A 24672-nucleotide genomic window follows, 5' to 3' on the forward strand; every position below is an offset into this window, starting at 1 on the left:
GTCGGGAGTGGAGTGGGGCATCGGCGGGCGCGTCACTTGAGGAAGTAGATGACGGCGAACAGGCCGACCCAGACGACGTCGACGAAGTGCCAGTAGTACGAGACGACGATGGCGCTCGTCGCCTCCTTGTGGCCGAAGTTCTTGACCGCGAAGCCGCGGCCGATGACGAGGAGGAACGCGATGAGGCCGCCGGTGACGTGCAGGGCGTGGAAGCCGGTCGTCAGGTAGAAGGCGGAGCCGTAGGCGTTGCTGGAGAGCGTGACGCCCTCGGAGACGAGGGTCGCGTACTCGAGCACCTGGCCGGAGACGAAGACCGCGCCCAGGGCGTAGGTGAGGAAGAACCACTCGACCATGCCCCACTTGAACGGGCTGAGGCCCGTCGCGCGCGGCTGCAGCCGCTCGGCGGCGAACACGCCGAACTGGCAGCTGAACGACGAGGCCACGAGGATCACCGTGTTCACGCCCGCGTAGGGGACGTTGAGGATCTGGGTCTCGGCGCCCCAGAGCTCGGGGGAGGTGCTGCGCAGGGTGAAGTAGATCGCGAAGAGGCCGGCGAAGAACATGACCTCGCTGCCCAGCCAGACGATCGTTCCGACCGCGACCGGGTTGGGTCGGTTCACTACGGGCGCGGTGGCCGTGGGGGAGAGAGAGGTGCTCGTCACACAGACCATTATGGCCGATGGCAGGGGAGGGAAGTCGCACTAGCCGGGAGGCGATCCTCGTCGCATAATCTGGGAGCCATGTCGGAAACCCTGTCCTGGCCGCACGTTCTCAGCGCACTCCTCGAGTCCTCCGATCTGAGCGTCTCCGAGGCGACGTGGGCCATGGAGCAGGTGATGGAGGGCGCGGCGACTCCGGCGCAGCTCGCCGGACTGCTGGTGGCCCTCCGGGCGAAGGGCGAGACCGTCGACGAGATCGTCGGCTTCCGCGACGCGATCCTCGACCACGCGGTGCCGCTGGACGTGGACCCGATGGCCCTGGACATCGTCGGGACGGGCGGGGACCGCTTCGGGACCGTCAACATCTCCTCCACCGCGTCGATCATCGCGGCCGCCGCCGGCACGCCCGTCGTGAAGCACGGGAACAAGGCCGCGTCCTCCTCCTCCGGCTCCTCCGACGTGCTCGCGGCACTCGGGGTCGACCTCTCCCTCTCTCCCGAGCGGGTGGCCGAGGTGTTCCGGCGGACGGGGATCGCCTTCGTCTTCGCCTCCCTCTTCCACCCCGGCTTCCGGCACGCCGGTCCGGTGCGCGCCGAGCTGGGCGTGCCGACGGTGTTCAACTTCCTCGGCCCGCTCTGCAATCCGGCGCGTCCCGAGGCCTCTGCGGTCGGGGTGGCGCACCTCGACCGGGTGCCGCTGGTCGTCGGCGTGTTCCGGACGCGCGGGGCGACGGCTCTGGTGTTCCGCGGGGACGACGGCCTCGACGAGCTCACGACCACGGGTCACAGCCACATCTGGGAGGTGTCGCGCGGCTCCGTGGTCGAGCACGACCTCGACCCGCGCGACCTGGGCCTGCCCCGCGCGCGGATCGACGACCTGCGCGGCCGCGACGCCGCCTACAACGCGAGCGTGGTGCGCTCGGTGCTCGCGGGAGACGGCGGCCCCGTCCGCGACATCGTCCTTCTGAACGCGGCCGCGGGCCTCGCGGCGTTCGACCTGGCGCGCGACCCGGACCTGGTGCGCACGCCCGTCCTGGAGCGCCTGCGGACGTCGATGGACCGCGCGGCGGAGGCCGTCGACTCCGGGGCCGCCACGGTCAAGCTCGAGGAGTGGGTCCGCGAGACGCAGCGCGCCGTCGTCCCGCTGCCGTAGGCGCGAGCGCAGGGCGTAACGTGGGGCTGCTGTCCGCGACGGTGCGGGCGGCGATCCACCACGCGCCGGATCGCCCGCAGGTCACGGGACGCCCGAGTGGTGGCCCGATCCTGGAGGAGACCTCGATGAAGAAGCTCATCAACGACCCGAAGAACGTCGTCACGGAGTCGGTGGCCGGTTTCGGCCTGGCGCACGCCGACCTGGTCCGGGTGGTGTCGGATCCCCTGTTCGTGGTGCGGGCCGACGCGCCCCGCTCGGGCAAGGTGGGCATCGTCAGCGGAGGCGGCAGCGGGCACGAGCCGCTGCACGCGGGCTTCGTCGGATTCGGGATGCTGGACGCCGCCGTCCCCGGTCCCGTCTTCACCTCGCCCACGCCCGATCCGATCGTCGCGGCCACGCAGGCCGTCGACGGCGGCGCGGGTGTGCTGCACATCGTGAAGAACTACACGGGCGACGTCCTGAACTTCGAGACCGCGGCCGACCTCGCCGGCGCCGAGGGGATCGAGGTGCGCAGCGTGATCGTCGATGACGACGTCGCGGTGAAGGACTCGCTCTACACCGCGGGCCGCCGCGGCGTGGCCGGCACCGTGCTGGTCGAGCGGATCGCGGGCGCGGCGGCCGAGCGGGGCGACTCCCTCGACGAGGTCGCGACGATCGCCGAGACGGTGATCGCCAACGTGCGCTCGATGGGCGTCGCCCTCACGCCGTGCATCGTCCCGCACGCGGGCGAGCCGAGCTTCGAGCTGGGCGAGGACGAGATCGAGATCGGCATCGGCATCCACGGCGAGCCCGGCCGGGAGAAGATCGCGCTGGAGCCGGCCGACCGCATCGTCGACCGGATCCTCGGCCCGATCCTGGAGGACCTGCCGTTCTCCTCCGGGGACGAGGTGCTGCTCCTGGTGAACGGCATGGGCGGCACGCCGCAGATCGAGCTGTACCTCGCCTACCGCCGCGCAGCCGAGGCGCTGGCCGAGAAGGGGATCACCGTCGCACGCAGCCTCGTCGGCAACTACACGACGTCGCTCGAGATGCAGGGCTTCTCGCTCACCGTCCTCAAGCTCGACGACGCCCTGACCGAGCTGTGGGACTCCCCGGTGCAGACCGCGGCGCTGCGGTGGGGACGCTGAGCGCCCGCGCGCACACCATGACCGGAACGACAGCCGCAGGAGCGGCCCACGAGGAGGAGACGACCATGCAGGACGCACAGGGAGCCGGGCTCGACGCGGCGTGGGCGACGGCGTGGATCCGCCGCGCCGCCGAGTCGATCGCGGAGCACCGGGTCGAGCTGATCACGCTCGACCGGGCGATCGGCGACGGGGACCACGGCGAGAACATGGACCGCGGCTTCCAGGCCGTGGTCGCGAAGCTGGACGGGGCGCCGGAGCAGGGGCTCCCGGCGGACGTGCTCAAGCTGGTCGCGACGACGCTCATCTCCACCGTCGGCGGCGCCTCGGGCCCGCTGTTCGGCACGGCGTTCCTGAAGGCCTCCGCCGCGGTCGCGGGCGAGGACGCGCTCGAGGGCGCTGACGTCGCAGCTCTCCTGGCCGCGGCGAGGGACGGCATCGTGCTCCGCGGCAAGGCCGAGGTGGGCGACAAGACGATGGTGGACGCGTGGACGCCGGCGGTCGACGCGGCCGCGGCCGCCGCCGAGGAGGGAGCGGCTCCGGCCGACGTCCTCGCCGCGGCGGCGGAGGCGGCGCAGAGGGGAGCGGAGTCGACGGACCCGCTGGTCGCCCGCAAGGGACGCGCCAGCTACCTCGGCGAGCGCGCCATCGGGCACCGAGATCCCGGCAGCGTGTCGACCGTTCTCCTGCTCCGCGCAGCAGCCGAGGCGGCGGCGTGAGCGTCGGGCTGGTCCTGGTCTCGCACAGCGCGCAGCTGGCGGAGGGGCTGGTCGAGCTCGCGGAGCAGATGGCGGCCTCGGTCGCGCTGGTCGCCGCGGGCGGGACGGACGACGGCGGCATCGGCACCAGCTTCGACCGCATCACGGCGGCCCTGGCGGAAGCGGACTCCGGCGAGGGGGTCGTCGTCCTCTGCGACCTCGGCTCGGCGATCATGACGGCGGAGACCGCGGTCGAGTTCCTCGACGACGACGCGCGCGCCCGGGTCCGGATCGCCGACGCCCCGCTGGTGGAGGGGGCGGTCGCGGCCGCCGTCGCCGCGGGCACGGGGGCGTCGCTGGACGAGGTGCTCGCCGCCGCGGAGTCGGCCCGGGGCGAGGCGCTCGCTGCTCCCGCCGAGGAGGCCGCGCCCGGTGACGAGCGCGTGCAGCGCCGCGTCCGCCTCATCAACCCGAACGGCCTGCACGCCCGTCCCGCGGCCGACTTCGTCACGCTCGCCGCCACCTTCGACGCCCGGATCGACGCGAACGGCAAGGACGCCACGAGCCTGCTCGGCGTGATGTCGCTGGGGCTCGACCGCGGGGACGAGGTCGTCCTCTCGGCGTCGGGGCCGCAGGCCCAGGAGGCGGTCGGCCGGCTCGGCGATCTGGTCGAGTCGGGCTTCGGCGAGGTGTAGCGCGCCGTCGACCGGTCCAGGGACCGCGGAGGCGCCTCCTCCTACGCTGAGCGCATGGCCCTCCGCGGAACCCGACCCCCGTCCGTCCTGCTCCGCCGACTCGTCACCGTCCCGCGCGTCGTGCGCCGGGCGGACGCTCGTGCGGCCCGGCGGCTGAACGCCCGTCGCCCGTCGCCCGTCGTCGACGGGGCGCTCGTGGGGCTCTCCCGGGCCGCGGACCACGGAGTCCTCTGGGCCGGCGTCGGCGTCCTGCTGCTCCTGGCGGGCCGTCCCCGCGAGGCTCTGCGGGGGACCGCCTCGCTCGCCGCGGCCAGCGCGCTCGCGAACCTGGTCGGCAAGCGCGTGTTCGGCGGCGACCGGCCGCTCCTCGTCGACGTCCCGGTCGGCCGGCGCCTGGCGACGGTGCCGACGTCGGCGTCCTTCCCCTCGGGGCACGCGGCGAGCGCCGCTGCCTTCGCCGCCGGGGTCGCGCTCGAGTCGCCCCGAGTGGGGGCGGCGGTCGCCCCGCTCGCCGCCGCCGTGGCCTTCTCCCGCCTGCACGTCGGCGTCCACTGGCTCTCGGACGTCCTCGGCGGCGCGGCGCTCGGCGCGGCGGTCGCGGTCGTCGGCCGAGCCGTCCTGCCGGCCGAGCCGCGCCACGTGCCCGTCTCGGAGCGCGCGACCCGGCCCCCCGTCGACCGCAGCCCGCTGGGGGACGGCGCCGCCCTCCTCGTGGTCCTCAACCCCGGCGCGGGCCGGGACTCGCACCGCCCCGATCCCGAGCCGCTGGTCCGAGCCCGGTTCCCGAAGGCGCGCGTGCACCGGCTGACCGAGGGGGAGGACCTCGCCGACGTGGTGCGCGAGGCGCGCTCGGGGGACTCTCCGCCCCGGGTGCTCGGGATCTACGGCGGGGACGGCACCATGTCGGTCGGTGCCGCTCTCGCCCGCGCCGAGGGGATGACGCTGCTCGTGCTGCCGGGCGGGACCATGAACCACTTCGCGAAGGCGCTGGGGCTGCTCACCGTCCAGGACGCGCTCGACGCGGCGACGATCGGCGAGCGCCGCGATGTCGACGTGGCCGAGGTCGTCGCGGACGGGGGAGAACCGGTCACGGTGCTCAACACGGTCTCGATCGGCGTCTACCCGGAGTTCGTCGCGGCCCGCGAGAAGCGCGAGAAGCGGATCGGGAAGCCGCTCGCCGCCGTGATCGCGGCCCTCTCGGTCGTGCGGCGCACCGATCCGTTCGAGCTCCGGCGCGACGGGCGCACGCAGCTCGTCTGGTCGTACTTCGTCGGGGTGAACCAGGAGCACCCGCGCACGGCCGCCCCGCTCGCCCGGCGTCGGCTCGACGACGGCCACCTCGACGTGCGCATCCTGCACTCAGGACGGACTCCGCGCACCCGGGGAGCGTTCTCGCTCCTGCTCGGCCGTACGGCGACCCCGGTGGTCGGCCGTGTGCCCGGCTGGCGGGCACCGGTGGTGGAGTCGTTCTCGACGCCGGAGATCACCGTCGGCGCGCGCCGGCCCGCGGGGGACGACCCCGAGTGGGCGCACGACGGCGAGACCGAGCGCTTCGACGGCTCCCGCGACGGATTCGACGAGGCCGTGGTGCGGATCGTGCCGCTGGGCCTGCGGGTCTACGCGACCGCCGACTAGGGAGCGGTGCCGGCCCGGTCCCCGCCGTCCGGATCCGCCAGCAGCTCGGCCAGCGCGTCGAGGGCGGCGACCTGCCCGGCCACCACCAGCGAGCGGGCCTCGTCGAGCGGGTGCCACCGGGCGTCCTCCAGCTCGGGGAAGCTGCGCAGCACGCCGGAGCCCCGCGGCCACTCCAGCTCGAAGGTGTTGCTCGCGACGAAGGCGGTGTCCGCGAGTCCGCGCCCGGCGAAGACGGTGACGGTCTTGGCCGCGCTCTGCCGGAACGCGCCGAGGAGGGTCAGCTCCCCGTCGGGCGGAGGAGCGCCGGTCTCCTCCTCGAATTCTCGGCGCGCGGCGTCCAACGGCGTCTCGTCGCCCGTGTGCACGCCCTTCGGGATCGTCCACGCGCGGGGGCGCCGGGTCCAGAATGGGCCGCCCATCCGCCCGAGGAACACCTCGGTGCCGGAGGGGCCCTCGCGGTGCAGCAGGATCCCCGCGCTCGTCACCGCGGCCATCGCGTCTCTCCGGTCATCCCGCCATCCTGCCCCGCGCCCGTGGAAGGATCGGCAGGACCCGCCCGCGACCGCACGGAGTGAACCATGCACGACCACGAGATCCTCCGACAGTTGCGCGACGCGCTCGGCGACGCGGTCCTGACCGAGGGCCCCGGGTTCGAGGCCGTGCACACCGACAAGTCGGGCTTCTCCGCACCGGGTCGCGCGCTCGCGCTCGTCGCTGCCCGCTCGGTCGAGGACGTGCAGGCGGCGCTGCGCATAGCGACGGAGCACCGGCTCCCGGTCGTGCCGCGCGGAGCGGGAACGGGCCTCGCTGCCGGGGGAGTGGCGAGCGAGGGAGCGCTCGTCCTCTCGACCGCCGCGATGGACCGCATCCTCGAGGTGTCGCTCGAGGACGAGCTCGCGGTCGTCGAGCCCGGGGTCATCAATCAGGCGCTGTCGGACGCCGTCGCTCCGCACGGCCTCGTCTTCTCGCCCGACCCCGCGAGCCGCGCGATCTCGAGCATCGGCGGAAACATCGCGACGAACGCCGGGGGGCTGCTGTGCGCCAAGTACGGCGTGACCCGCGAGGCGGTGCTCGGGTTGACGGTCGTCCTCCCCGACGGACGCCTGCTCCGCACCGGCCGCCGCAGCGTGAAGGGAGTCACCGGGTACGACCTCACCGCCCTCTTGACCGGCTCCGAGGGGACGCTGGGCGTCATCGTGGAGGCCACCGTGAAGCTCCGCCCGATCCCGACCGGGCGCGTGGTCACGGTCGGCGCGTACTTCCCGAGCGTCGTCGCCGCGGCCGCCGCCTCCGCCGCGATCACCGCCGCGCGGCTCCGTCCCGCGGTGATGGAGCTGATGGACGAGGCGGCGCTCGCCGCGATCTCGCGCTACACCGGAGCGGCCCTGGACCGCGGTGCCGCCTACCTCTTCGTCCAGACGGACGGCGGAGGAGCGGCGGAGGAGTCGCAGCGCGTCCTCGAGATCGTGACCGCCTCCGGGGGCGCCGCCGAGGCGACCGAGGACCCGGCCGAGGGCGAGGCTCTGCTGGCCGTCCGCCGGGCCTTCCACCCGGCGCTCGAGGCGGAGGGCCGGGTGCTGATCGAGGACGTCTGCGTGCCCCGCTCCGCGCTGCCGGCGATGTTCGCGGCGATCCGCGGCATCGAGGAGCGGACGGGGCTCAGCATCCCCACCGTCGCCCACGCGGGGGACGGGAACCTCCATCCGAACTTCGTGCTGCCCGCGGGGGACGGACCCGTGGGGGAGGACGTCTGGGGCGCCGCCGCGGAGCTCTTCCGCACGGCCCTGGCCCTCGGCGGCACGCTCACGGGCGAGCACGGCGTGGGACTGCTCAAGCGGCGCTGGCTGGCGGAGGAGCTGGGCGAGGACTCGCTGGCGCTCCAGCGCGGGATCAAGGCCGTGTTCGACCCGCTGGGGATCATGAACCCGGGGAAGGTCTTCTGAGGAGGGCGCCCCGGGCTACAGCAGCTCGGCCGTGATCATCGAGGCGGTGAGCACGATCGTCGCCGCGGACATCAGCCAGTAGAGGACCGTCTCGCGCCAGGACCCGGCGGAGCCCAGCACGGGCAGCGCGGCGTAGCCGCCGGTGGTCCAGACGTGGCGCAGCGGTGTCCGGCGCAGGCGCCGCGGCAGGCGCACGCGCAGCGGCCACAGCCAGTTGATCCCGCCGGTCGTGAGGGCGTCGCCGGCCACGTGCACGAGGTAGCCCAGCGTCGCGGCGACCCGGAGCCACGCCCAGGTGCCGTCGGCGAGCGCGACGAGCAGGACCGTGACGACCGTCGCCCCGGCCCAGGCGATGCGCCAGGAGGGGGCGGCCCGGACGGCCTTCGCGGCGAACGCGAGGGCGGGCAGCGTGAGCACGGCGGCCACGGCGACGGGGCCGACGACCGGCACCGGGAAGCGCAGCGCCGTGAGCACCGGCACCAGGTACCAGACGACGGCGACCGCGAGCAGCGAGTGCATCCCGTGCCGGTGCCCTCCGCTGATCCGGCCCGCGGTCGCCGTGAGCAGGGAGGCGCCCGGCGCCGAGCGGGAGACGGTCGCGCTCGCGTGGTCCGCGTCGGGCACCAGGGCCCAGCCGGCGGCGACTCCGAGGCCGACCAGTCGGAGGTCGAGCGGGAGACCCGCGAGGTCGAGGGGCCCGGCGACGGCGGGCACGGAGGCGGCGACGGCCCAGGCGAGCGCACCGGAGACGGCGTGCGAGCGGCCCATCATCGCGGGTCGGCTCCTTCGACTGGGCGCTGCGAGGCCGGAGGACGGCCGCGGCGGCACGAGAGAACCCCCGGCCGAGTGCGTGAGCACGGACCGGGGGTGAGGGTGGGCGATACCGGACTCGAACCGATGACCTCTTCCGTGTGAAGGAAGCGCGCTACCAACTGCGCCAATCGCCCAGGGGGACGTGCTGGACGACCCGAGAGACGATCGTAGCGGATCCGCGGGGCCCGGATGCACCGCCGACGCCCGCCACGCCCGGGTGAACGGACGGCGACGAGCCGGTTTCGCGCGGAAAGACGCGGATCGGACTCCGAGCGGCGGGATCGGCGTCCGCTCGATTTGGATTCCGGCGCCGCTGTCGTATACATTCTTCTAGGTCGAGCCGGGCAGCGAAAGCGCCGGACAGGCAGCACGACAGCACGACACGCAAGACGGCAACACCAGTACGACCTACATGCGGATGTGGCGCAGCGGTAGCGCATCACCTTGCCAAGGTGAGGGTCGCGAGTTCGAATCTCGTCATCCGCTCGAACACCGGTCCTCGGACCGGCGTCATCGGGACGGCACCCTCGGGTGCCTCCCACCTGGTCGGCCCTCGGGCCGCCGACACCGAATCCCGTACACGGTGGATTGGCCGAGAGGCGAGGCAGCGGCCTGCAAAGCCGTATACACGGGTTCGAATCCCGTATCCACCTCGATCGTTCACCGAACGAGGCGCTCCGCACGGAGCAACGGGCGATTGGCGCAGCGGTAGCGCGCTTCCCTGACACGGAAGAGGTCACTGGTTCGATCCCAGTATCGCCCACCACGAGAACCCCCGGCCCCTGGCCGGGGGTTCTGTCGTTCCCGGCTCCGGCGCTACCCTCGCAGGATGCCCGCCCCGATCCCCGTCGACGACCAGGGCACCCTCCTGCGGCTCGTCTCGCGGGACGACGGACCGGCCCTCGCCGCCGCGTACCGGCGCAACCGCCGGCACCTCGCGCCCTGGGAGCCGACGCGCTCGACCCGCTTCTTCGAGGCGGGGGGCCAGACCGACGCCGTCGCGGACGCGCTCGCCGCGCACCGGGCCGGCAGCGTCCTCCCGCTCGTCCTCGACGCGGGCGGCGTGATCGTCGGTCGGCTGACTCTCGCGAACATCGTCCGCGGCGCCTTCGACAGCGGCGATCTCGGCTACTGGCTCGACAGCGGTCTGCAGGGCCGCGGCGTGATGACCCGCGCGGTCGGAGCCGTCCTGCGCACCGCGCGTGAGGATCTGGGGCTGCACCGCGTGCAGGCCGGGACGCTCCTCCACAACGTCGGATCGCAGACCGTGCTGCAGCGCAACGGCTTCGAGCGGATCGGCGTCGCGCGGCGCTACCTGCGGATCGCCGGGGAGTGGCAGGACCACGTCCTCTTCCAGGCGCTGCTCGAGGGCGGCCCGCTCCAGCCTCCGCCGACTCCGCTCGTCTAGGGTGAGCGGCGCCGGCCTTCTCCCGGCGTTCCGAGCGGGAGGGACGCGCCCATGACCACGCGGCACATCGGCGGACGAGAGTTCGACTTCGAGCGGCAGGTGGCCGTGATGGCGGTCGTGAACCGCACACCCGACTCCTTCTACGACAAGGGCTCCACCTTCGCCCTGGACAGCGCCATCGCGGCCGCCGTGCGCGCCGCGGAGCTCGGCGCCGACTGGGTCGACATCGGCGGAGTGCCGTTCGGCCGCGGCCCCGCTGTCACGCTCCAGGAGGAGCTCGACCGGGTCGTCCCCGTCGTGGCGGGCATCGCGGAGCGGAGCGACGTGGTCGTCTCGGTGGACACGACGAGCGCCGAGGTCGCGCGCGCGAGCATCGCCGCGGGCGCCTCCGTCATCAACGACACGAGCGGGCTGCACGACCCCCGGATGCTCGAGGTCGTCGCCTCCTCCTCCGCCCAGCTCGTCATCACCCACAGCGTGGGCGCCCCCCGCAGCGAGCCGGAGAGACCCGAGTACGACGACGTCGTGGCGACCGTGGTCGACCATCTGCGGAGCCGCGTCGATCGCGCGCTCTCGGGTGGAGTGCCTGCCGGGAGGATCATCGTCGATCCGGGTCACGACCTGAACAAGAACACCCTGCACACGCTCGAGCTCACCCGCCGGCTGGGCGAGGTGGCCGCGCTCGGCTTCCCGGTGCTCGCCGCGGTGTCCAACAAGGACTTCATCGGCGAGGCGCTGGACCGGCCGCAGGGGGAGCGCCTCGAGGGCTCCCTCGCCGCCGCGGTGATCTGCATCCTGAACGGTGCGCGGATCGTGCGCATGCACGACGTGCGCCAGGCGGTGGACGCCGTGCGGATGACGGAGGCGGTGCTGGGCTGGCGGGCGCCCGCCTTCCTCCGCCACAACGTGGAGCCGGCGGCGTGAGCGCCCGCATCGACGGCCTGTCGCCGGCCGGGCAGGACCTGTCCGACGAGGCTCTGCTGGCCCTCTACGCGGACGGGGCGGGCGAGGAGTGGCTCCGGGTCAACTTCGTCGCGAGCGTCGACGGAGCGGTCACCCGTGACGGCGTCTCGGGCGATCTCGGGGGCGCGGCGGACCTGCGCGTGTTCGACCTGCTCCGCCGGCTCGCCGACGTCGTGCTCGTCGCGGCCGGCACGGTGCGGACCGAGGGCTACGGCCCGATGGTGCTGAGCGACGAGTCCGTGCGGGCCCGGCTCGGCACCGGGCTCGCCCCGCAGCCCGTCTTCGCGATCGTCTCGGGGTCGCTCGACCTCGATCCCGCTTCGCGGATCTTCACCGAGGCGCCGGTGCGTCCGATCGTCGTGACCACCGGCTCCTCGTCGGCCCGCCGCCGCGCGGAGCTCGCCGAGGTCGCCGACGTGCTCGTCTGCGGCGACGCACGGCTCGACGCGACGCGGATGCGGGCGCAGCTCGCAGAGCGGGGGCTCGGCAGGATCCACTGCGAGGGTGGTCCGTCGCTGCTCGGGACCCTCCTCGCCGCGGACGCCGTCGACGAGCTCTGCCTGACCGTCGCTCCGACGCTCGAGGCGGGGGACTCCGGGAGGCTCGCCCGCGGCGACGTCCCCGGACCGCGCCCGCAGCACCTGGCGCACGTGCTCAGCGCCGGTGACACGCTGCTCCTGCGCTACCTCCGCCGGCGCTGACCCGCCCTACTCGCGGCGCCGCTCGTTCCCGTCGCGCTTGGCCTCGGAGGCCGGACGGGCGGCGATCACGGGGTGGGCGCCGGTGAAGCCGTCACGGGCGGACGCGATCGCCAGGATGCGCGGCTTCGCGACGTGCCAGCCCACGATCAGGGCGGGCACGCCGACCACCGCGACGATCCCCACGGTCCAGGTGCCGGTCGGGAAGTCGACGGCGATGAGGACCACCACGATCACCAGGAACGCCAGGGTGAGCCACGAGGTCACCGGGGCGCCGGGCATCCGGAAGGACGGGCGCTCCAGGCGCCCCTGGGCCGCCCAGCGCTGCAGCTGCATCTGGCAGAGGACGATCATGCCCCAGCCCGTGACGATGCCCAGCGCCGAGACGTTGAGGACGATCTCGAAGGCCTCGGACGGCACGAAGAGGTTCAGCACGATCCCGATCAGGGTGATGCTCGCCGTGAGCAGGATGCCTCCGTAGGGGACGCCCTGCTTGTTCATCCGGCCGGTGAAGGCGGGGGCGGAGCCGTTGAGCGCCATGGAGCGGAGGATGCGGCCGGTCGAGTAGAGCCCGGCGTTGATGCTGGAGAGCGCGGCCGTCAGCACGACGAAGTTCATGATCGATCCGGCGATCTCGCCCGAGGAGCCGTCGCCCAGTGAGCTGAAGAACGTGACGAACGGGCTCTCGCCCTTCGAGTAGGCCGTGTAGGGCAGCAGCAGCGTCAGCAGCAGCACGGAGCCGACGTAGAAGACGGCGATGCGCAGGATGACCGAGTTGATCGCGCGCGGGATGACCTTCGCCGGCTCCGCGGTCTCGCCCGCCGCCGTGCCGACCAGCTCGACTCCGGAGTAGGCGAACACCACGCCCTGGACGACCAGGACGCTGGCGATCAGGCCGCCGGGCAGGATGCCGCCGTTGTCGTTCCAGAGGCTGATCCCGGGGTCCACGGCGACGCCGCCGGACTGCAGCGGCCAGCCCGCGGCGAGCACGACGACGCCGATCACCAGGAAGACCACCAGCGCCGTGACCTTGATCAGCGCGAACCAGAACTCCAGCTCCCCGAAGACCTTGACCGAGACGAGGTTCAGCGAGAGCACGACGACCAGGGCGATGAGTGCGAGGAGCCACTGGGGCACGGAGGAGAAGAGCGACCAGTACTTCACGTACAGGGCCACCGCGGTGACGTCGGCGATCGCGGTCATCGCCCAGTTCAGGAAGTACATCCATCCGGCGACGAAGGCGGCCTTCTCGCCCAGGAACTCGCGGGCGTAGGAGATGAAGGAGCCCGAGCTCGGCCGGTGCAGGACCAGCTCGCCGAGCGCGCGGAGGATCAGGTAGGCGAAGACGCCGCAGACCGCGTACACGACGACGAGCGAGGGACCGGCGGTGGCGAGTCGCCCGCCCGCGCCGAGGAAGAGGCCGGTGCCGATCGCGCCGCCGATGGCGATCATCTGCAGCTGCCGGGGCTTGAGCCCGGGACGGTAGCCCTCCTGCTCCCTCGAGAAGTCGGGCTGCGCGGGCCCGCGGTCGTCGTCGCTCTGCGTCACGGGGGCTCCCTCGTCACCGGATCGCGCCGGGCGGCTGCTCCGGCACGCCCGTCAGGGTAAAGGCGCTCTGCTCGGAGGAGGCGGGTGGCGCGGTCCGCGGCATGCGGATCCTCTCAGGATCGGGGCGCCTACCCTGGGGGCATGAGCGGTCCGGACCTCGCACGGCAGTTCTCGCTCGACGGCGTCCGGATCCCGTCGCCGGCGAGGCGCCTGAACGACGGCACCGATCCGGCGCTCGTCTGGCGCAACGAGCTCGACGGGCTGACCTTCCGCGTGGACGCCGGGTACCTGAAGTGGAATCCCCGGTCCACGGGCGTCGACCTCCGTCGCGAGATCGCGCGTCTGCGCTGGCTGGAGGGGCGGATCGTCGCGCCCCGGATCCTGGAGGCGGGCGAGGACGAGGAGGGGCAGTGGCTCCTCACCGCACCGCTGCCCGGGCGGAGCGCCGTCGACCCGGAGTGGACAGCCCGGCCGGAGGAGGCCGTCCGCGCGATCGCGGCCGGCCTGCGGGCGGTCCACGCGCTCCCCGTCGACGCGGTGCCCGAGGAGCTGCGCGACGACTCCTGGTTCGCGCGCCGGCCGTCGGCGCTCGGCGCGGCTCCGGAGCTCGTGGACCCCGTCGTGGTGCACGGCGACGCGTGCGCTCCGAACACGCTGGTCGACGACGACGGACGCTGGAGCGGCACGGTCGACGTCGGCGACCTGGGCGTGGGCGACCGCTGGGCGGATCTGGCGGTCGCCGCGGTCAGCCTCGGCTGGAACTACGGCCCCGGCCACACCCCGCTGCTCCTCGCGGAGTACGGAGCGGATCCGGACGACGAGCGCGCGGCCTACTACCGCGCGCTCTGGTCGTCCGAGTCCTGAGTCACTTCTTCTTCGCGGCCTCGTCGTCCTGGGCCGCGCCCTTGTCGCTGCGGTTCTCGCTCGCCAGGCGCAGCCAGCGTCCGTCGCGGACGTCCTTCTCGTGCACGGCCGCCTTCTTGTCGCTCGCGGCGGTGTCGCGCGGGGGGAGCTGGATGGTCTCCTCCGCCTCGATGCCCGCCTGCAGCTCGCGTCCGCGCTCGAGCTCGGCGTCGAACTCCGCGCCGAAGAGCAGGGCGATGTTGGTGATCCAGATCCAGAGGAGGAAGACGATCACGGCGCCGAGCGAGCCGTAGGTCTTGTTGTAGTTGGAGAAGTTGGCCACGTAGAACGCGAAGCCGGTCGAGGCGATCAGCCAGATCGCCAGGGCGACGATCGATCCGATGCTGATCCAGCGGAACTTCGGCTGGCGGATGTTGGGCGCCCAGTAGTACAGGATCGCGACGATCACGATCGCGATGACCACGAGCACCGGCCATTTCGCGATGTTCCACACTGTGAGGGCGGCGGGCCCGAGGCCCACGACGTCGCCGACGGCGGTCGCGACCGGTCCGCTGAGCACCAGGATGAGCGCCGCGATCACGATCAGGACGACCGTCACCACGGTCACGCCGAGCATCGTCGGGCGGAGCTTCCAGAAGGGGCGCCCCTCGTCGATCTGGTAGACGCGGTTCATCGCGCGGCCGAAGGCGCCGACGTAGCCGGAGGCGGACCAGATCGCTCCGACGACACCGGTCACGAAGGCGAGACCCGCGGCGGAGGAGCTGGTCAGCGCCTGGATCGGGTCGCGCAGCAGGTCGACGACCTCGCTCGACGCGAGGTTCCCGATCAGGTCGAGGACCAGATCGGTGGTGGCCTGCGCCTGGCCGAAGAGCCCCAGCACCGACACGATCGCGAGCAGGGCGGGGAAGAGCGCGAGCACGGCGTAGTAGGTGAGCGCGGCGGCGAGGTCGGTGCACTGGTCCGCGCCGAACTCGCGGGCCGTCTTCTTGAGGACGTAGAACCAGGAGCGCCTGGTGATGTCGGTGACGTCGTCGGGCTTCCGGGAATCGTCGGGATCGGGCGCTGTCTTCTCGCGGGTCGTGCTCTGCTCGGCCATGCGGACACGCTACGGGGCCGACAGTCGTCGGACGGCCCCCTTGACGGCGCGGCCGGTCGTGTCGCGGGTCAGGCCCGGCGCTGGCGCGCAGCGGCGAGGGTGCCGAAGAGGAGGAAGGAGCAGGTCGCGGCGAGGACGGTCAGCAGGGGAGCCTCCCAGCCGCCGCTCGCGTCGTGCGCGAAGCCGATGACGGTCGGGGCGGTGGCGGCCACGGCGTAGCCGATCCCCTGCACCGTGGCCGAGAGCCGCGACGCGTGGGCGTCGGAGCGGGAGAGCCGCACGACGAGCACGAAGACCACCGTGAATCCTCCGCCCTGGGCCGCGCCGCCCAGCACGCACCAGAGCGCCCAGAGCTGCGGCGCGAGCAGCAGCCCCGCCGGCACCGTGCACCAGAGGAGGCCGACGAGCACGATGCCCCCCAGGGGTCCGAGCCTCCGGACCAGGAGCGGGACGCCGAGGGCGCCGGCGACCGCGGCGAGCTGGAACACCGAGGCGCTCGCGCCCGCGGTCGCGATCGAGAAGCCGTTGCGGTCGACGAGCAGCGAGGGGAGCCACGCCGTCACTCCGTAGTACGAGAACGCCTGGCTCGAGAAGCAGAGCGCGAGCGCCAGCACGGTCGCGCTGCGGAAGATCCGCGGAGCCGGTGCGGCCGGTGCGCGGTCGGCGCGGGCCGGGCGGGGAGTCGGACGCAGGGCCGCCCGAGGCCCTACGGCCACGAGCCAGCCGGCCAGAGCGAGGGCGTTGAGGGCGAGCCAGACGAGCAGGGCGCCGCGCCAGCCGAGCGCCAGAGCGAGCGGAGCGGTGCCGAGCGAGGTGATCGTCGAGCCGACGTTGAGGGCTGCGGTGTAGACGCCCGTCGTGAGGTCGACGCGCTCGGGAGCGACGTCCCGCCGGATCACGACGGGGAGGACGACGTTGCCGATCGTGATGGAGACGCCGATCAGGACGGTGCCCGCCACGGCCGGTCCCACGTCGCCGATCGATCGGACGATCGTGCCGAGCGCGACGCCGATCACCGTGACGGTCACGGCGGCGTCGGGTCCCGCGCGGCGGATCACCAGGAGGGCGAGCGGAGTCGCCAGGGCGAAGCAGAGCACGGGGATGCTGGTGAGGATCCCCGCCTGGCCCGCGGACAGCGCGAGGTCCTCGCGCACCGCGTCGATGATGGGCGCGACGGCGACGATCGGACCGCGCAGGACCAGCGCGACCAGGGCGACCGCCACGACGAGGAGCCAGGGAGCGCTCCGGCGCGCGGTCATCGGGGCGTCGAGGGCCGCGGCACCCCGGTCAGCCGGCCAGGCCGGGGACCCCGGCCGAGAGGTTGCCGACGATGGTGAACACGCCCGACACCAGACCGAGGATCCCGGTGACGAGTCCGGCCGTCGCGAGCCCGCGACCGCCTCCGACGAGCGGTGCGGCCGCCCGGCCCTTCGCCGAGAAGACGATGGCGAGGATCGAGGGGATCAGCAGCGGATTGATCAGCAGGCTCAGGACGCCGAGCACGAGGCTCGCGATCGCCATGGGGTTGCGGCCCGCCGCGGAGGACGGGGCGGACGGATAGGCGTACAGCTCCTGCTCCGGAGCGCCCGGGGGCGTGCCGTAGGCGGGAGCGGGCGCCGAGGAGGACGGACGGGACCGGTCCGTCCACGCCGCGCCGTCCCAGTAGAGCTCCGAGCCGAGGTCGGCCGGGTGCGGGTACCACCCGGGCGCGGGCAGCGGAGCGGAGTCGTCGGGCATGGGGCGAGTCTAGAGCGGCGCCGATCAGCTCTTCGGCTGCTCGATGCCGAGCGCGTTCCCGTCGGGATCGAGGATCCAGGCCGCCCAGACGCTGCCGCGGTCGGCCACGCCGTTCTCGGTGCGCAGCTCGTCGCTGTCGTAGTCCTCCGGAGCCACGCCCCGCGCCGCCAGCGCGTCCAGCTCGGCGCGCAGGTCGGCCACCCGCCAGGCGGCCTTGGTCTGCTCGTCCTTCGAGCCCGTGGTGCTGGAGGTGACGGTGAGCCGCGTGCCGCCGCAGGAGTAGGCGATCGCCGACTCGCTCTCCTCGAGGACCTCCAGTCCCAGGGAGCCGGCGTAGAAGGCGCGGGAGGCGGCGAGGTCGCGGGAGAGCAGAACGGGGCCGATGGGGGAGTCGGAGAGCACGGTGAGTCCTTTCGTCGGTGGGCCTCCAGTCGACGCCCGCTGCGGTCCGGCGCGGAAGGGGTTGCCACCGGGCCGGCCGGAGGGGGCTGGCGCGGCAGAATGGCCTCGGCCGTGCCCGCCGCGCGGCCGGGAGGAGCCCTCATGAGCTGGACCATCGACGAGGTGGCGTGGACCCACCCGGACGCCGAGCGTCTGCGCGACGCGCAGCGGTGCGAGCTCGACGAGCGCTACGGCAACGACGACCACGAGCCCGGCACGCCGCCCTCGGCCGACGACGTGCCCGTCTTCCTCGTCGCCCGCGACGCGAGCGGCACGGCGGTGGCCTGCGGCGGACTGCGGCCTCTCGACGACGACGTCCTCGGACCGGGGGCGATCGAGGTGAAGCGGATGTTCGCCGACCGCGCCGCCCGCGGCTCCGGAGCGGCCACGGCCGTCCTGCGCGCGCTCGAGGCGCGGGCGGCCGCTCTGGGCACGACGCGCCTGGTGCTGGAGACCGGGACGCTCCAGCCCGACGCGATGCGGTTCTACCTCCGGGAGGGCTACCACGCCATCCCGCCGTTCGGCGCCTACATCGGGTCCGAGCACTCGGTCTGCTACGCCCGCGATCTCGCTCCCGGCGCCTGAGCGTCAGCGGCGCAGGGTCTCCACCGGGTACTCGCCGAAGCGGCGGTGGTACGCCCCCGAGAAGCGGCCCTGGTTGAGGAAGCCCCAGCGCGCGGAGACGGCGCGCACGGTCTCCTCGCCCGGAGCGCCCTCGCGCAGCTCGACGCGCGCCCGGTCGAGACGCACGCCGCGCAGGTAGCCGAGCGGAGTGTCGCCGAAGTGCCTCCGGAACGCGGCCTGCAGCGCCCGCGGAGTGAGCCCCGCCGCTGTCGCGATGTCGGACACGGTGACGGGCGACGCGGCGAACGCGTGCAGGAACTCGGCGGCACGCAGCAGGTGCTCGAGCCCCGGCCGCAGCACCTGCGCCGGAACGACGACCGGCCGGTGCGCGAAAGTCGCGAGCAGGTGCAGAGCGACGCCGCGCTCGGCCGCCACGAGCTGCAGCGCTGTCGCCTCGCGCCCCGACCGGAGGACGCCCGCGAAGTCGTCGACCGCCCGCCACCAGCCCGGGAGTGCCGACGCGGAGGCGATCGAGCGGTGGTCGAAGACGAGCGGCAGCGGCACGCCGTCGCCGGCCTCGGACGCGACCTGCTCGAGGAGGCCGGCGGCCACGTGCACGAGCCGCTGCTGGAAGTCGCGGCTGACGAACTCGAACGGACGCGCGCTGGGGAACACGACCGGCCGCCCCGGCAGGTGGACGATCCGATCGCCCTCCGGGTCCACCACGCTCGTGCCGGAGAGGAACCACGAGACGACGTACTCGCCCGCCGGACGCAGCCCCCCGGACACGGAGCCCCGGAACACAGACGTCCGCAGGCTCACGCCCTCGCTCCCGGAGACGTCGTAGCGGAAGGAGAAGGGCCGCTCGACCGGTTCCGTCCGGAATCCCGACCCGCCGTAGCCGTCCGAGTAGAAGCGCCGCGCCTCCTCCAGGTCGGCCCCGGAGCGCGTGAAGCGCTGCAGCGCAGGACCGGCACCCATCGGACCAGGATGCCACCTGGACGGATTGCGCACCGGTCGCCCCCGCGCCCCTCTCCGGGGCACGTCCTGTCGGCAGGGTGACGGGATCGGACGACACGGACGGAGACGCATGGAGATCAGCGCACGCAGACTCGCGGCACGCGACGCGGTGGCCGTCGTCGCCGTGCTCGCCGCACTCGAGGGGGCGCTCGCCGTGGACTCCCTGCCGCCCGGCCTGGAGGAGGTCCTCCTGCACCAGCTCGAGCGCAGCTCGCTCGTGCTCCCCGGCGCCGACCGGGACGAGCTCGCCTCCGCTCTGCGCGCGCTCGGCGTCCGCGTGCGCGACGCGCTCGGGTAGAGGCCGCCGCCGACTACAGTCGAGGGGTCAACCGAGCCCGAGGAGTGCCCGCACGTGTCGAACGAACCGTCGAATCCCGCAGAGAACGAGTCCCACTCGGTCGTCACCGAGGCGGGCACGGGATTCACGCACTTCACCGACCGGGCCGTGGTCGCGATCCGCGTCAACGGGGAGCTCAAGGACCTCGCCGCCGACGTCGTGCCGGGCGACCGCATCGAGCCGGTGCTCATCTCCTCGCCGGACGGGCTGAACATCCTCCGCCACTCCGCGGCCCACGTGCTCGCGCAGGCGGTGCAGCAGATCAACCCGGAGGCGAAGCTGGGCATCGGCCCGCCCGTCACCGACGGCTTCTACTACGACTTCGACGTCGAGGAGCCCTTCACGCCCGAGGCGATGAAGGCGCTCGAGAAGGCGATGGACCGCATCGTCCGCCAGGGCCAGCGGTTCGTGCGCCGCGTCGTCTCCGAGGAGGAGGCGCGCGCCGAGCTCGCCGGCGAGCCCTACAAGCTCGAGCTGATCGGGATCAAGGGAGGGGGAGCCGAGGACGAGAGCGTCGAGGTCGGCGGCGCCGAGCTCACCATCTACGACAACGTCGACCCGCGTTCCGGCGAGACGGTCTGGAAGGACCTCTGCCGCGGTCCGCATCTGCCCAACACCCGCATGATCGGCAACGGCTACGCCCTGACCCGCAACGCTGCCGCCTACTGGCGCGGCTCGGAGAAGAACCCGCAGCTGCAGCGCGTCTACGGCACCGCGTGGCCCACGAAGGACGAGCTGCGCGAGCACCAGGCCCGCCTCGAGGAGGCGGCGCGCCGCGACCACCGCAAGCTCGGCCACGAGCTCGACCTGTTCTCCTTCCCGGACGAGATCGGCTCCGGCCTCGCGGTCTTCCACCCCAAGGGCGGGATAATCCGCTACGAGATCGAGCAGTACATGCGCGAGCAGCTGCTCGCCCACGACTACGAGCTCGTCTACACGCCGCACATCACCAAGGGCGACCTGTTCCTCACGAGCGGGCACCTGCAGTGGTACTCCGAGGGGATGTTCCCCCCGATGCACCTCGACGAGCTGCAGGACGAGGACGGCAACGTCACCCGCCAGGGCCAGGACTACTACCTCAAGCCCATGAACTGCCCGTTCCACAACCTGATCTTCCGCTCGCGCGGCCGCAGCTACCGCGAGCTCCCGCTGCGCCTGGCCGAGTTCGGCACCGTGTACCGCTACGAGAAGAGCGGCACCCTGCAGGGCCTCACCCGCGTGCGCGGCCTGACCCAGGACGACGCCCACATCTACGTCGCGCAGGAGGACGTGTCGGCCGAGCTGACCCGCAACCTCGAGTTCGTGCTGCAGGTGCTGCGCGACTACGGCCTCGACGACTTCTACCTCGAGCTGTCCACGAACGAGGAGGGCAACCCGAAGTTCGTCGGTGCGCCCGAGCAGTGGGAGGAGGCGATCGAGTCGCTGCGCGCGGTCGCCGTCGCCTCCGGTCTCGAGCTGGTTCCGGATCCGGGAGGAGCGGCTTTCTACGGTCCGAAGATCTCGGTGCAGGCGCGCGACGCCATCGGCCGCACCTGGCAGATGTCGACCATCCAGCTCGACTTCAACCAGCCCGAGCGCTTCGAGCTCGAGTACACGGCCTCGGACGGCTCGAAGAAGCGGCCCGTGATGATCCACCGCGCGCTCTTCGGCTCCATCGAGCGCTTCTTCGCGATCCTCACCGAGCACTACGCCGGGGCGTTCCCGGTCTGGCTGTCGCCGGTCCAGGTCGTGGGCATCCCGATCGCCGACGAGTACCTGCCCTACCTCGAAGAGGTCGTCGGCGAGCTCAAGCGGTCGGGCATCCGCGCCGAGATCGACTACTCCAGCGACCGGATGCAGAAGAAGATCCGCAACGCCACGCTGCAGAAGGTGCCCTTCCAGATGATTGTGGGGGAGAAGGACCGCGACGCCGGAGCCGTCAGCTTCCGCTTCCGCGACGGCACGCAGGAGAACGGGATCCCGGTCGCCGACGCCGTCGCGCGCATCCGCGAGGCCGTCGCCTCGAAGGCGCAGGTCTGAGCGTGAGCGACGGCTGCGCGCCCGAGGGGGCGGAGGGCTCGGCGCACCTCGCCGGGGTTCCCGACGAGTTCCAGCGCCTGTGGACGCCGCACCGGATGGTCTACATCCAGAAGGGGCAGCCCGGAGCCGACGACTGCCCCTTCTGCGTGGCGCCGACGCTGAGCGACGAGGAGGCCCTCATCGTCGCCCGCGGGGAGCACGCCTACGTCCTGCTGAACCTGTTCCCGTACAACTCCGGCCACCTCCTGGTCTGCCCGTACCGGCACATCCCGCTCTACGACGAGGCCACTCCCGAGGAAGTGGCCGAGATCGGAGCGCTCACGCAGACGGCGATGCGCGTCGTCCGCTCGGTCTCGAACAACGACGGCTTCAACCTCGGGATGAACCAGGGCGCGGTCGCGGGAGCGGGGATCGCCGCGCACCTGCACCAGCACGTGGTTCCGCGCTGGGCGACCGACGCGAACTTCTTCCCGATCATCGCCCGCACGAAGGCGCTCCCGCAGCTGCTCGGCGACGTGCGGGCGAGCCTCGCGGCGGCCTGGCCGAGCCTCTAGACCGCCGCCCGGCCCCCTGTCCAGCGCCGCGGACGGCGGGCGCCGTCTCGTAGACTCGGAGCTGCCGTCGGCGGAAGTCGCCGCACAGAACAGGACTCGCGAACATGACCGACACCACCACTCCGTCCTCGTCCGCTCCCGAGCAGTTCGGCTCGAGCCGCGTCAAGCGCGGTCTCGCCGAGATGCTCAAGGGCGGCGTCATCATGGACGTCGTCGACGCCGATCAGGCCCGCATCGCGGAGGACGCCGGCGCGGTCGCCGTCATGGCGCTCGAGCGCGTCCCCGCCGACATCCGCTCGCAGGGCGGCGTCGCACGCATGAGCGACCCCGACCTGATCGACGGCATCGTCTCCGCCGTGTCGATCCCCGTCATGGCGAAGGCGCGCATCGGCCACTTCGTCGAGGCGCAGATCCTGCAGGAGCTCGGCGTCGACTACATCGACGAGTCCGAGGTCCTCTCGCCCGCCGACTACGTGAACCACATCGACAAGTGGAACTTCACCGTCCCCTTCGTCTGCGGAGCGACCAACCTGGGCGAGGCGCTGCGCCGCATCACCGAGGGCGCAGCGATGATCCGCTCGAAGGGCGAGGCCGGCACCGGCGACGTCTCCGAGGCGACCAAGCACATCCGCACGATCTCCGGCGAGGTCAACCGCCTGAAGGCGATGACCAAGGATGAGCTCTACGTCGCCGCGAAGGAGCTGCAGGCCCCCTACGACCTGGTCGTAGAGATCGCCCGGACCGGCAAGCTCCCCGTCGTCCTCTTCACCGCCGGCGGGGTCGCGACCCCGGCCGACGCGGCGCTGATGATGCAGCTGGGCGCCGACGGCGTGTTCGTCGGCTCCGGCGTCTTCAAGTCGGGCGAGCCCGCCAAGCGCGCGGCCGCGATCGTGAAGGCGACCACCTTCTTCGACGACGCGAAGGTCGTCGCGGAGGCCTCGCGCGGCCTGGGCGAGGCGATGGTCGGCATCAACGTGGCCGACGTGCCCGCGCCGCACCGCCTCGCCGAGCGTGGCTGGTAGCGCCGACGCGCCGCTCGCCGGCGCAGGATCGACGCGGGAGTCCCTCGAGGGGCTCCGCGTCGGGGTCCTCGCGCTGCAGGGCGACTTCCGCGAGCACGCGCACGTCCTGCGCGAGCTGGGCGCCGAGGTGGTGCTGGTGCGACGCCCGGAGGAGCTCGCCACCGTCGCGGGGCTGGTCATCCCGGGCGGCGAGTCCACGGTGATGGACAAGCTGTCGCGCCTCTTCGGCCTCGCGGAGCCGGTCGTCGAGGCGATCAGTGCGGGGATGCCCGTCTACGGGACCTGCGCCGGGCTGATCATGCTCGCCGACCGGGTCCTCGACCGCATCGACGGCCAGAGCAGCTTCGGCGGCCTGGACGTGTCGGTCCGGAGGAACGCGTTCGGCAACCAGCTCGACTCCTTCGAGACCGATCTCGACGTGCCGGCCATCGGCGATCCGCCGGTGCACGCGGTCTTCATCCGCGCACCGGTCGTGGAGGAGCTGGGCGAGCGGGCGACCGCGCTCGCCAGTGTCGCCGACGGGCGGGTGGTCGCGGTCGAGCAGGGCAACCTCCTCGGGACGGCGTTCCATCCCGAGATCACCGGCGACTACCGGTTCCACGAGCTGTTCCTGCGGAAGGTCGCGGCGACGCGCTTCGGCGACTGACCCGCTGCCGCCCCCTCCGCCAGGGGTGGACGGTGCGGGACCCGCGGGCCAGGGTGGTCGCATGCCCGAACTCCCCGAGGTCCAGGCCCTCGCTCTAGATCTCGGCGCGCGCCTGGGCGGACGCGTCCTCGAGCGGCTTGACGTGTTCGCGATCTCCGCCCTCAAGACCGTGGCCATCCCGCCGTCGGCTCTCTCCGGCGAGACCGTCCACGGAGTGTCGCGGCACGGCAAGTTCCTCGACCTCGCAGTCGGCGAGGCCCACGTCCTCCTGCACCTCGCCCGCGCCGGCTGGGTCCGCTGGCGGCCCGAGCGGCCGACGGCGCCGGCGAAGCCCGGCCGGGGACCGCTCGCCGCGCGGCTGGTCCTCGACGACGGGTCGGGGTTCGACGTGACGGAGGCCGGCACCAAGAAGAGCCTCGCGCTCTCGATCGTCGCCGATCCGCTCGACGTCCCGGGCGTCGCCCGGCTGGGTCCCGATCCGCTGGACCCGGAGTTCACCGAGGAGATCCTCGGCGCGATCCTCGCCACGGCGGGCAGGGCGCAGGTGAAGGGCGTCCTCCGCGACCAGTCCCGCATCGCCGGCATCGGCAACGCCTACTCCGACGAGATCCTCCACGTGGCGCGCATGTCGCCCTTCAAGCCCGCCGCGCTCAACGCCGACGAGCTGGACCGCCTCTACGCGGCCCTCCGCTACACACTCGAGGAGGCGCTCGCCCGCGCCGAGGGCCTGCACGCGGCCGACCTCAAGCGCGAGAAGAAGCTCGGCATGCGCGTCCACGGCCGCACAGGAGAGGCGTGCCCCGTCTGCGGCGACACGATCCGCCAGGTGGTCTTCCACGACTCCACGCTCCAGTACTGCCCCACCTGCCAGACCGACGGCAGGATCCTCGCCGACCGGCTGCTGTCGCGGCTGATCAAGTAGCGAGCCGGGCCCTGCCCGGCTCGCCGCGGTCGGCTTCCGGGGGTGGCGGGGTGGGTGGAGCGGGTCGCGTTCGCCTACAGCGATCCGCTGGCACGCGGATCACTGGTTCGGCGG

The 24672-nt window shown here is 73.0% G+C and carries 26 protein-coding genes and 4 tRNA genes; 20 read left to right on the forward strand and 10 right to left on the reverse strand.

Annotation, left to right across the window (positions count from 1 at the left end; translation table 11 throughout):
* Positions 1 to 32 precede the first annotated feature (32 nt).
* On the reverse strand, positions 33 to 671 hold the full coding sequence (locus C5C25_RS15045; RefSeq protein WP_104224647.1) for a heme-copper oxidase subunit III: 639 nt from the start codon (positions 669 to 671) through the stop codon (positions 33 to 35).
* Between the two features lie 69 nt (positions 672 to 740).
* On the opposite strand from C5C25_RS15045, the gene trpD reads away from it, so the two are divergent.
* The 5 genes from trpD to C5C25_RS15070 all read left to right on the forward strand — a co-directional run bounded on the left by trpD (position 741) and on the right by C5C25_RS15070 (position 5963).
* Positions 741 to 1811 carry an anthranilate phosphoribosyltransferase gene (trpD, locus tag C5C25_RS15050; RefSeq protein ID WP_104251071.1) on the forward strand — a complete coding sequence of 357 codons (1071 nt, stop codon included), beginning with the start codon at positions 741 to 743 and terminating at the stop codon, positions 1809 to 1811.
* 125 nt (positions 1812 to 1936) lie between these two features.
* Positions 1937 to 2938: a dihydroxyacetone kinase subunit DhaK gene (gene dhaK, locus C5C25_RS15055; protein WP_104224645.1), complete on the forward strand. Its 1002-nt coding sequence runs from the start codon at positions 1937 to 1939 to the stop codon at positions 2936 to 2938.
* A 65-nt stretch (positions 2939 to 3003) separates the two neighbouring features.
* The gene (gene dhaL / locus C5C25_RS15060; protein WP_104251072.1) at positions 3004 to 3654 is read left to right on the forward strand and encodes a dihydroxyacetone kinase subunit DhaL; all 651 of its coding nucleotides are present in this window, start codon (positions 3004 to 3006) and stop codon (positions 3652 to 3654) included.
* The gene (gene dhaM / locus C5C25_RS15065; protein WP_104251073.1) at positions 3651 to 4328 is read left to right on the forward strand and encodes a dihydroxyacetone kinase phosphoryl donor subunit DhaM; all 678 of its coding nucleotides are present in this window, start codon (positions 3651 to 3653) and stop codon (positions 4326 to 4328) included. The genes dhaL and dhaM overlap by 4 nt, the downstream gene beginning before the upstream one ends.
* Before the next feature lie 54 nt (positions 4329 to 4382).
* Positions 4383 to 5963 (forward strand): bifunctional phosphatase PAP2/diacylglycerol kinase family protein, encoded by a 1581-nt coding sequence (locus C5C25_RS15070; RefSeq protein ID WP_104251074.1) that lies wholly within the window; start codon positions 4383 to 4385, stop codon positions 5961 to 5963.
* Here the strand turns inward: C5C25_RS15070 and C5C25_RS15075 are convergent.
* Complete coding sequence (locus C5C25_RS15075; protein ID WP_104225352.1) at positions 5960 to 6457, reverse strand: NUDIX domain-containing protein; 498 nt, start codon at positions 6455 to 6457, stop codon at positions 5960 to 5962. The genes C5C25_RS15070 and C5C25_RS15075 overlap by 4 nt on opposite strands.
* A gap of 84 nt (positions 6458 to 6541) precedes the next feature.
* Here C5C25_RS15075 and C5C25_RS15080 point away from each other — a divergent pair, with 84 nt between their 5' ends.
* Complete coding sequence (locus tag C5C25_RS15080; RefSeq protein ID WP_104251075.1) at positions 6542 to 7906, forward strand: FAD-binding oxidoreductase; 1365 nt, start codon at positions 6542 to 6544, stop codon at positions 7904 to 7906.
* A gap of 15 nt (positions 7907 to 7921) precedes the next feature.
* On the opposite strand, the gene C5C25_RS15085 is transcribed toward C5C25_RS15080, so the two are convergent.
* Both C5C25_RS15085 and C5C25_RS15090 read right to left on the reverse strand, forming a co-directional pair.
* Complete coding sequence (locus tag C5C25_RS15085) at positions 7922 to 8677, reverse strand: metal-dependent hydrolase (protein WP_104251076.1); 756 nt, start codon at positions 8675 to 8677, stop codon at positions 7922 to 7924.
* Between the two features lie 103 nt (positions 8678 to 8780).
* Positions 8781 to 8853, reverse strand: a tRNA-Val gene (locus tag C5C25_RS15090).
* A gap of 280 nt (positions 8854 to 9133) precedes the next feature.
* Here C5C25_RS15090 and C5C25_RS15095 point away from each other — a divergent pair.
* The 6 genes from C5C25_RS15095 to C5C25_RS15120 all read left to right on the forward strand — a co-directional run bounded on the left by C5C25_RS15095 (position 9134) and on the right by C5C25_RS15120 (position 11791).
* Positions 9134 to 9205: transfer RNA gene (locus tag C5C25_RS15095), tRNA-Gly, on the forward strand.
* 96 nt (positions 9206 to 9301) lie between these two features.
* Positions 9302 to 9372: transfer RNA gene (locus C5C25_RS15100), tRNA-Cys, on the forward strand.
* A gap of 38 nt (positions 9373 to 9410) precedes the next feature.
* A tRNA-Val gene (locus C5C25_RS15105) sits at positions 9411 to 9485 on the forward strand.
* Positions 9486 to 9548: 63 nt separating this feature from the next.
* On the forward strand, positions 9549 to 10127 hold the full coding sequence (locus C5C25_RS15110) for a GNAT family N-acetyltransferase (RefSeq protein WP_104225349.1): 579 nt from the start codon (positions 9549 to 9551) through the stop codon (positions 10125 to 10127).
* A gap of 51 nt (positions 10128 to 10178) precedes the next feature.
* Positions 10179 to 11051 (forward strand): dihydropteroate synthase, encoded by an 873-nt coding sequence (gene folP, locus C5C25_RS15115; protein WP_104224638.1) that lies wholly within the window; start codon positions 10179 to 10181, stop codon positions 11049 to 11051.
* Positions 11048 to 11791 (forward strand): pyrimidine reductase family protein, encoded by a 744-nt coding sequence (locus C5C25_RS15120; RefSeq protein ID WP_104251077.1) that lies wholly within the window; start codon positions 11048 to 11050, stop codon positions 11789 to 11791. The genes folP and C5C25_RS15120 overlap by 4 nt, the downstream gene beginning before the upstream one ends.
* A 6-nt stretch (positions 11792 to 11797) precedes the next feature.
* Here the strand turns inward: C5C25_RS15120 and C5C25_RS15125 are convergent, their stop codons facing one another.
* A complete protein-coding gene (locus tag C5C25_RS15125; protein ID WP_258069430.1) occupies positions 11798 to 13336 on the reverse strand; it encodes an amino acid permease in 1539 nt (512 codons plus the stop codon).
* A gap of 141 nt (positions 13337 to 13477) precedes the next feature.
* Between C5C25_RS15125 and C5C25_RS15130 the strand changes: the two genes are divergently transcribed.
* Positions 13478 to 14200 carry an aminoglycoside 3'-phosphotransferase gene (locus tag C5C25_RS15130; RefSeq protein WP_104251078.1) on the forward strand — a complete coding sequence of 241 codons (723 nt, stop codon included), beginning with the start codon at positions 13478 to 13480 and terminating at the stop codon, positions 14198 to 14200.
* A 1-nt stretch (position 14201) separates the two neighbouring features.
* Here the strand turns inward: C5C25_RS15130 and C5C25_RS15135 are convergent, their stop codons facing one another.
* From C5C25_RS15135 to C5C25_RS16625, 4 genes are all read right to left on the reverse strand, one after another.
* Positions 14202 to 15296, reverse strand: a complete 1095-nt coding sequence (locus C5C25_RS15135) for a YihY/virulence factor BrkB family protein (RefSeq protein ID WP_104251079.1) — start codon at positions 15294 to 15296, stop codon at positions 14202 to 14204.
* Positions 15297 to 15364: 68 nt separating this feature from the next.
* The gene (locus C5C25_RS15140) at positions 15365 to 16555 is read right to left on the reverse strand and encodes a CynX/NimT family MFS transporter (protein WP_104251080.1); all 1191 of its coding nucleotides are present in this window, start codon (positions 16553 to 16555) and stop codon (positions 15365 to 15367) included.
* 28 nt (positions 16556 to 16583) lie between these two features.
* A complete protein-coding gene (locus tag C5C25_RS15145) occupies positions 16584 to 17033 on the reverse strand; it encodes a DUF2510 domain-containing protein (RefSeq protein ID WP_104251081.1) in 450 nt (149 codons plus the stop codon).
* Positions 17034 to 17057: 24 nt separating this feature from the next.
* On the reverse strand, positions 17058 to 17435 hold the full coding sequence (locus C5C25_RS16625; protein ID WP_104251082.1) for a VOC family protein: 378 nt from the start codon (positions 17433 to 17435) through the stop codon (positions 17058 to 17060).
* Positions 17436 to 17576: 141 nt separating this feature from the next.
* On the opposite strand from C5C25_RS16625, the gene C5C25_RS15155 reads away from it, so the two are divergent.
* Complete coding sequence (locus C5C25_RS15155) at positions 17577 to 18059, forward strand: GNAT family N-acetyltransferase (RefSeq protein WP_104251083.1); 483 nt, start codon at positions 17577 to 17579, stop codon at positions 18057 to 18059.
* Positions 18060 to 18062: 3 nt separating this feature from the next.
* Here the strand turns inward: C5C25_RS15155 and C5C25_RS16685 are convergent, their stop codons facing one another.
* Positions 18063 to 19019, reverse strand: coding sequence for an AraC family transcriptional regulator (locus C5C25_RS16685; protein ID WP_104327523.1), 957 nt, complete (start codon positions 19017 to 19019; stop codon positions 18063 to 18065).
* A gap of 109 nt (positions 19020 to 19128) precedes the next feature.
* On the opposite strand from C5C25_RS16685, the gene C5C25_RS15165 reads away from it, so the two are divergent.
* The 6 genes from C5C25_RS15165 to C5C25_RS15190 all read left to right on the forward strand — a co-directional run bounded on the left by C5C25_RS15165 (position 19129) and on the right by C5C25_RS15190 (position 24558).
* Positions 19129 to 19356 carry a hypothetical protein gene (locus tag C5C25_RS15165; RefSeq protein WP_104225342.1) on the forward strand — a complete coding sequence of 76 codons (228 nt, stop codon included), beginning with the start codon at positions 19129 to 19131 and terminating at the stop codon, positions 19354 to 19356.
* Between the two features lie 147 nt (positions 19357 to 19503).
* Complete coding sequence (gene thrS / locus C5C25_RS15170) at positions 19504 to 21414, forward strand: threonine--tRNA ligase (RefSeq protein WP_244230674.1); 1911 nt, start codon at positions 19504 to 19506, stop codon at positions 21412 to 21414.
* A gap of 2 nt (positions 21415 to 21416) precedes the next feature.
* Positions 21417 to 21968 (forward strand): HIT domain-containing protein, encoded by a 552-nt coding sequence (locus C5C25_RS15175; protein WP_258063230.1) that lies wholly within the window; start codon positions 21417 to 21419, stop codon positions 21966 to 21968.
* 104 nt (positions 21969 to 22072) lie between these two features.
* Positions 22073 to 22990 carry a pyridoxal 5'-phosphate synthase lyase subunit PdxS gene (pdxS, locus tag C5C25_RS15180; RefSeq protein ID WP_104224629.1) on the forward strand — a complete coding sequence of 306 codons (918 nt, stop codon included), beginning with the start codon at positions 22073 to 22075 and terminating at the stop codon, positions 22988 to 22990.
* Positions 22991 to 23063: 73 nt separating this feature from the next.
* Positions 23064 to 23636 (forward strand): pyridoxal 5'-phosphate synthase glutaminase subunit PdxT, encoded by a 573-nt coding sequence (gene pdxT / locus C5C25_RS15185; RefSeq protein ID WP_244229657.1) that lies wholly within the window; start codon positions 23064 to 23066, stop codon positions 23634 to 23636.
* Positions 23637 to 23697: 61 nt separating this feature from the next.
* Positions 23698 to 24558 carry an Fpg/Nei family DNA glycosylase gene (locus tag C5C25_RS15190; protein ID WP_104251084.1) on the forward strand — a complete coding sequence of 287 codons (861 nt, stop codon included), beginning with the start codon at positions 23698 to 23700 and terminating at the stop codon, positions 24556 to 24558.
* Positions 24559 to 24672 lie beyond the last annotated feature (114 nt).

It is taken from the genome of Rathayibacter sp. AY2B9 (genome assembly GCF_002931595.1).
GTDB lineage: Bacteria > Actinomycetota > Actinomycetes > Actinomycetales > Microbacteriaceae > Rathayibacter.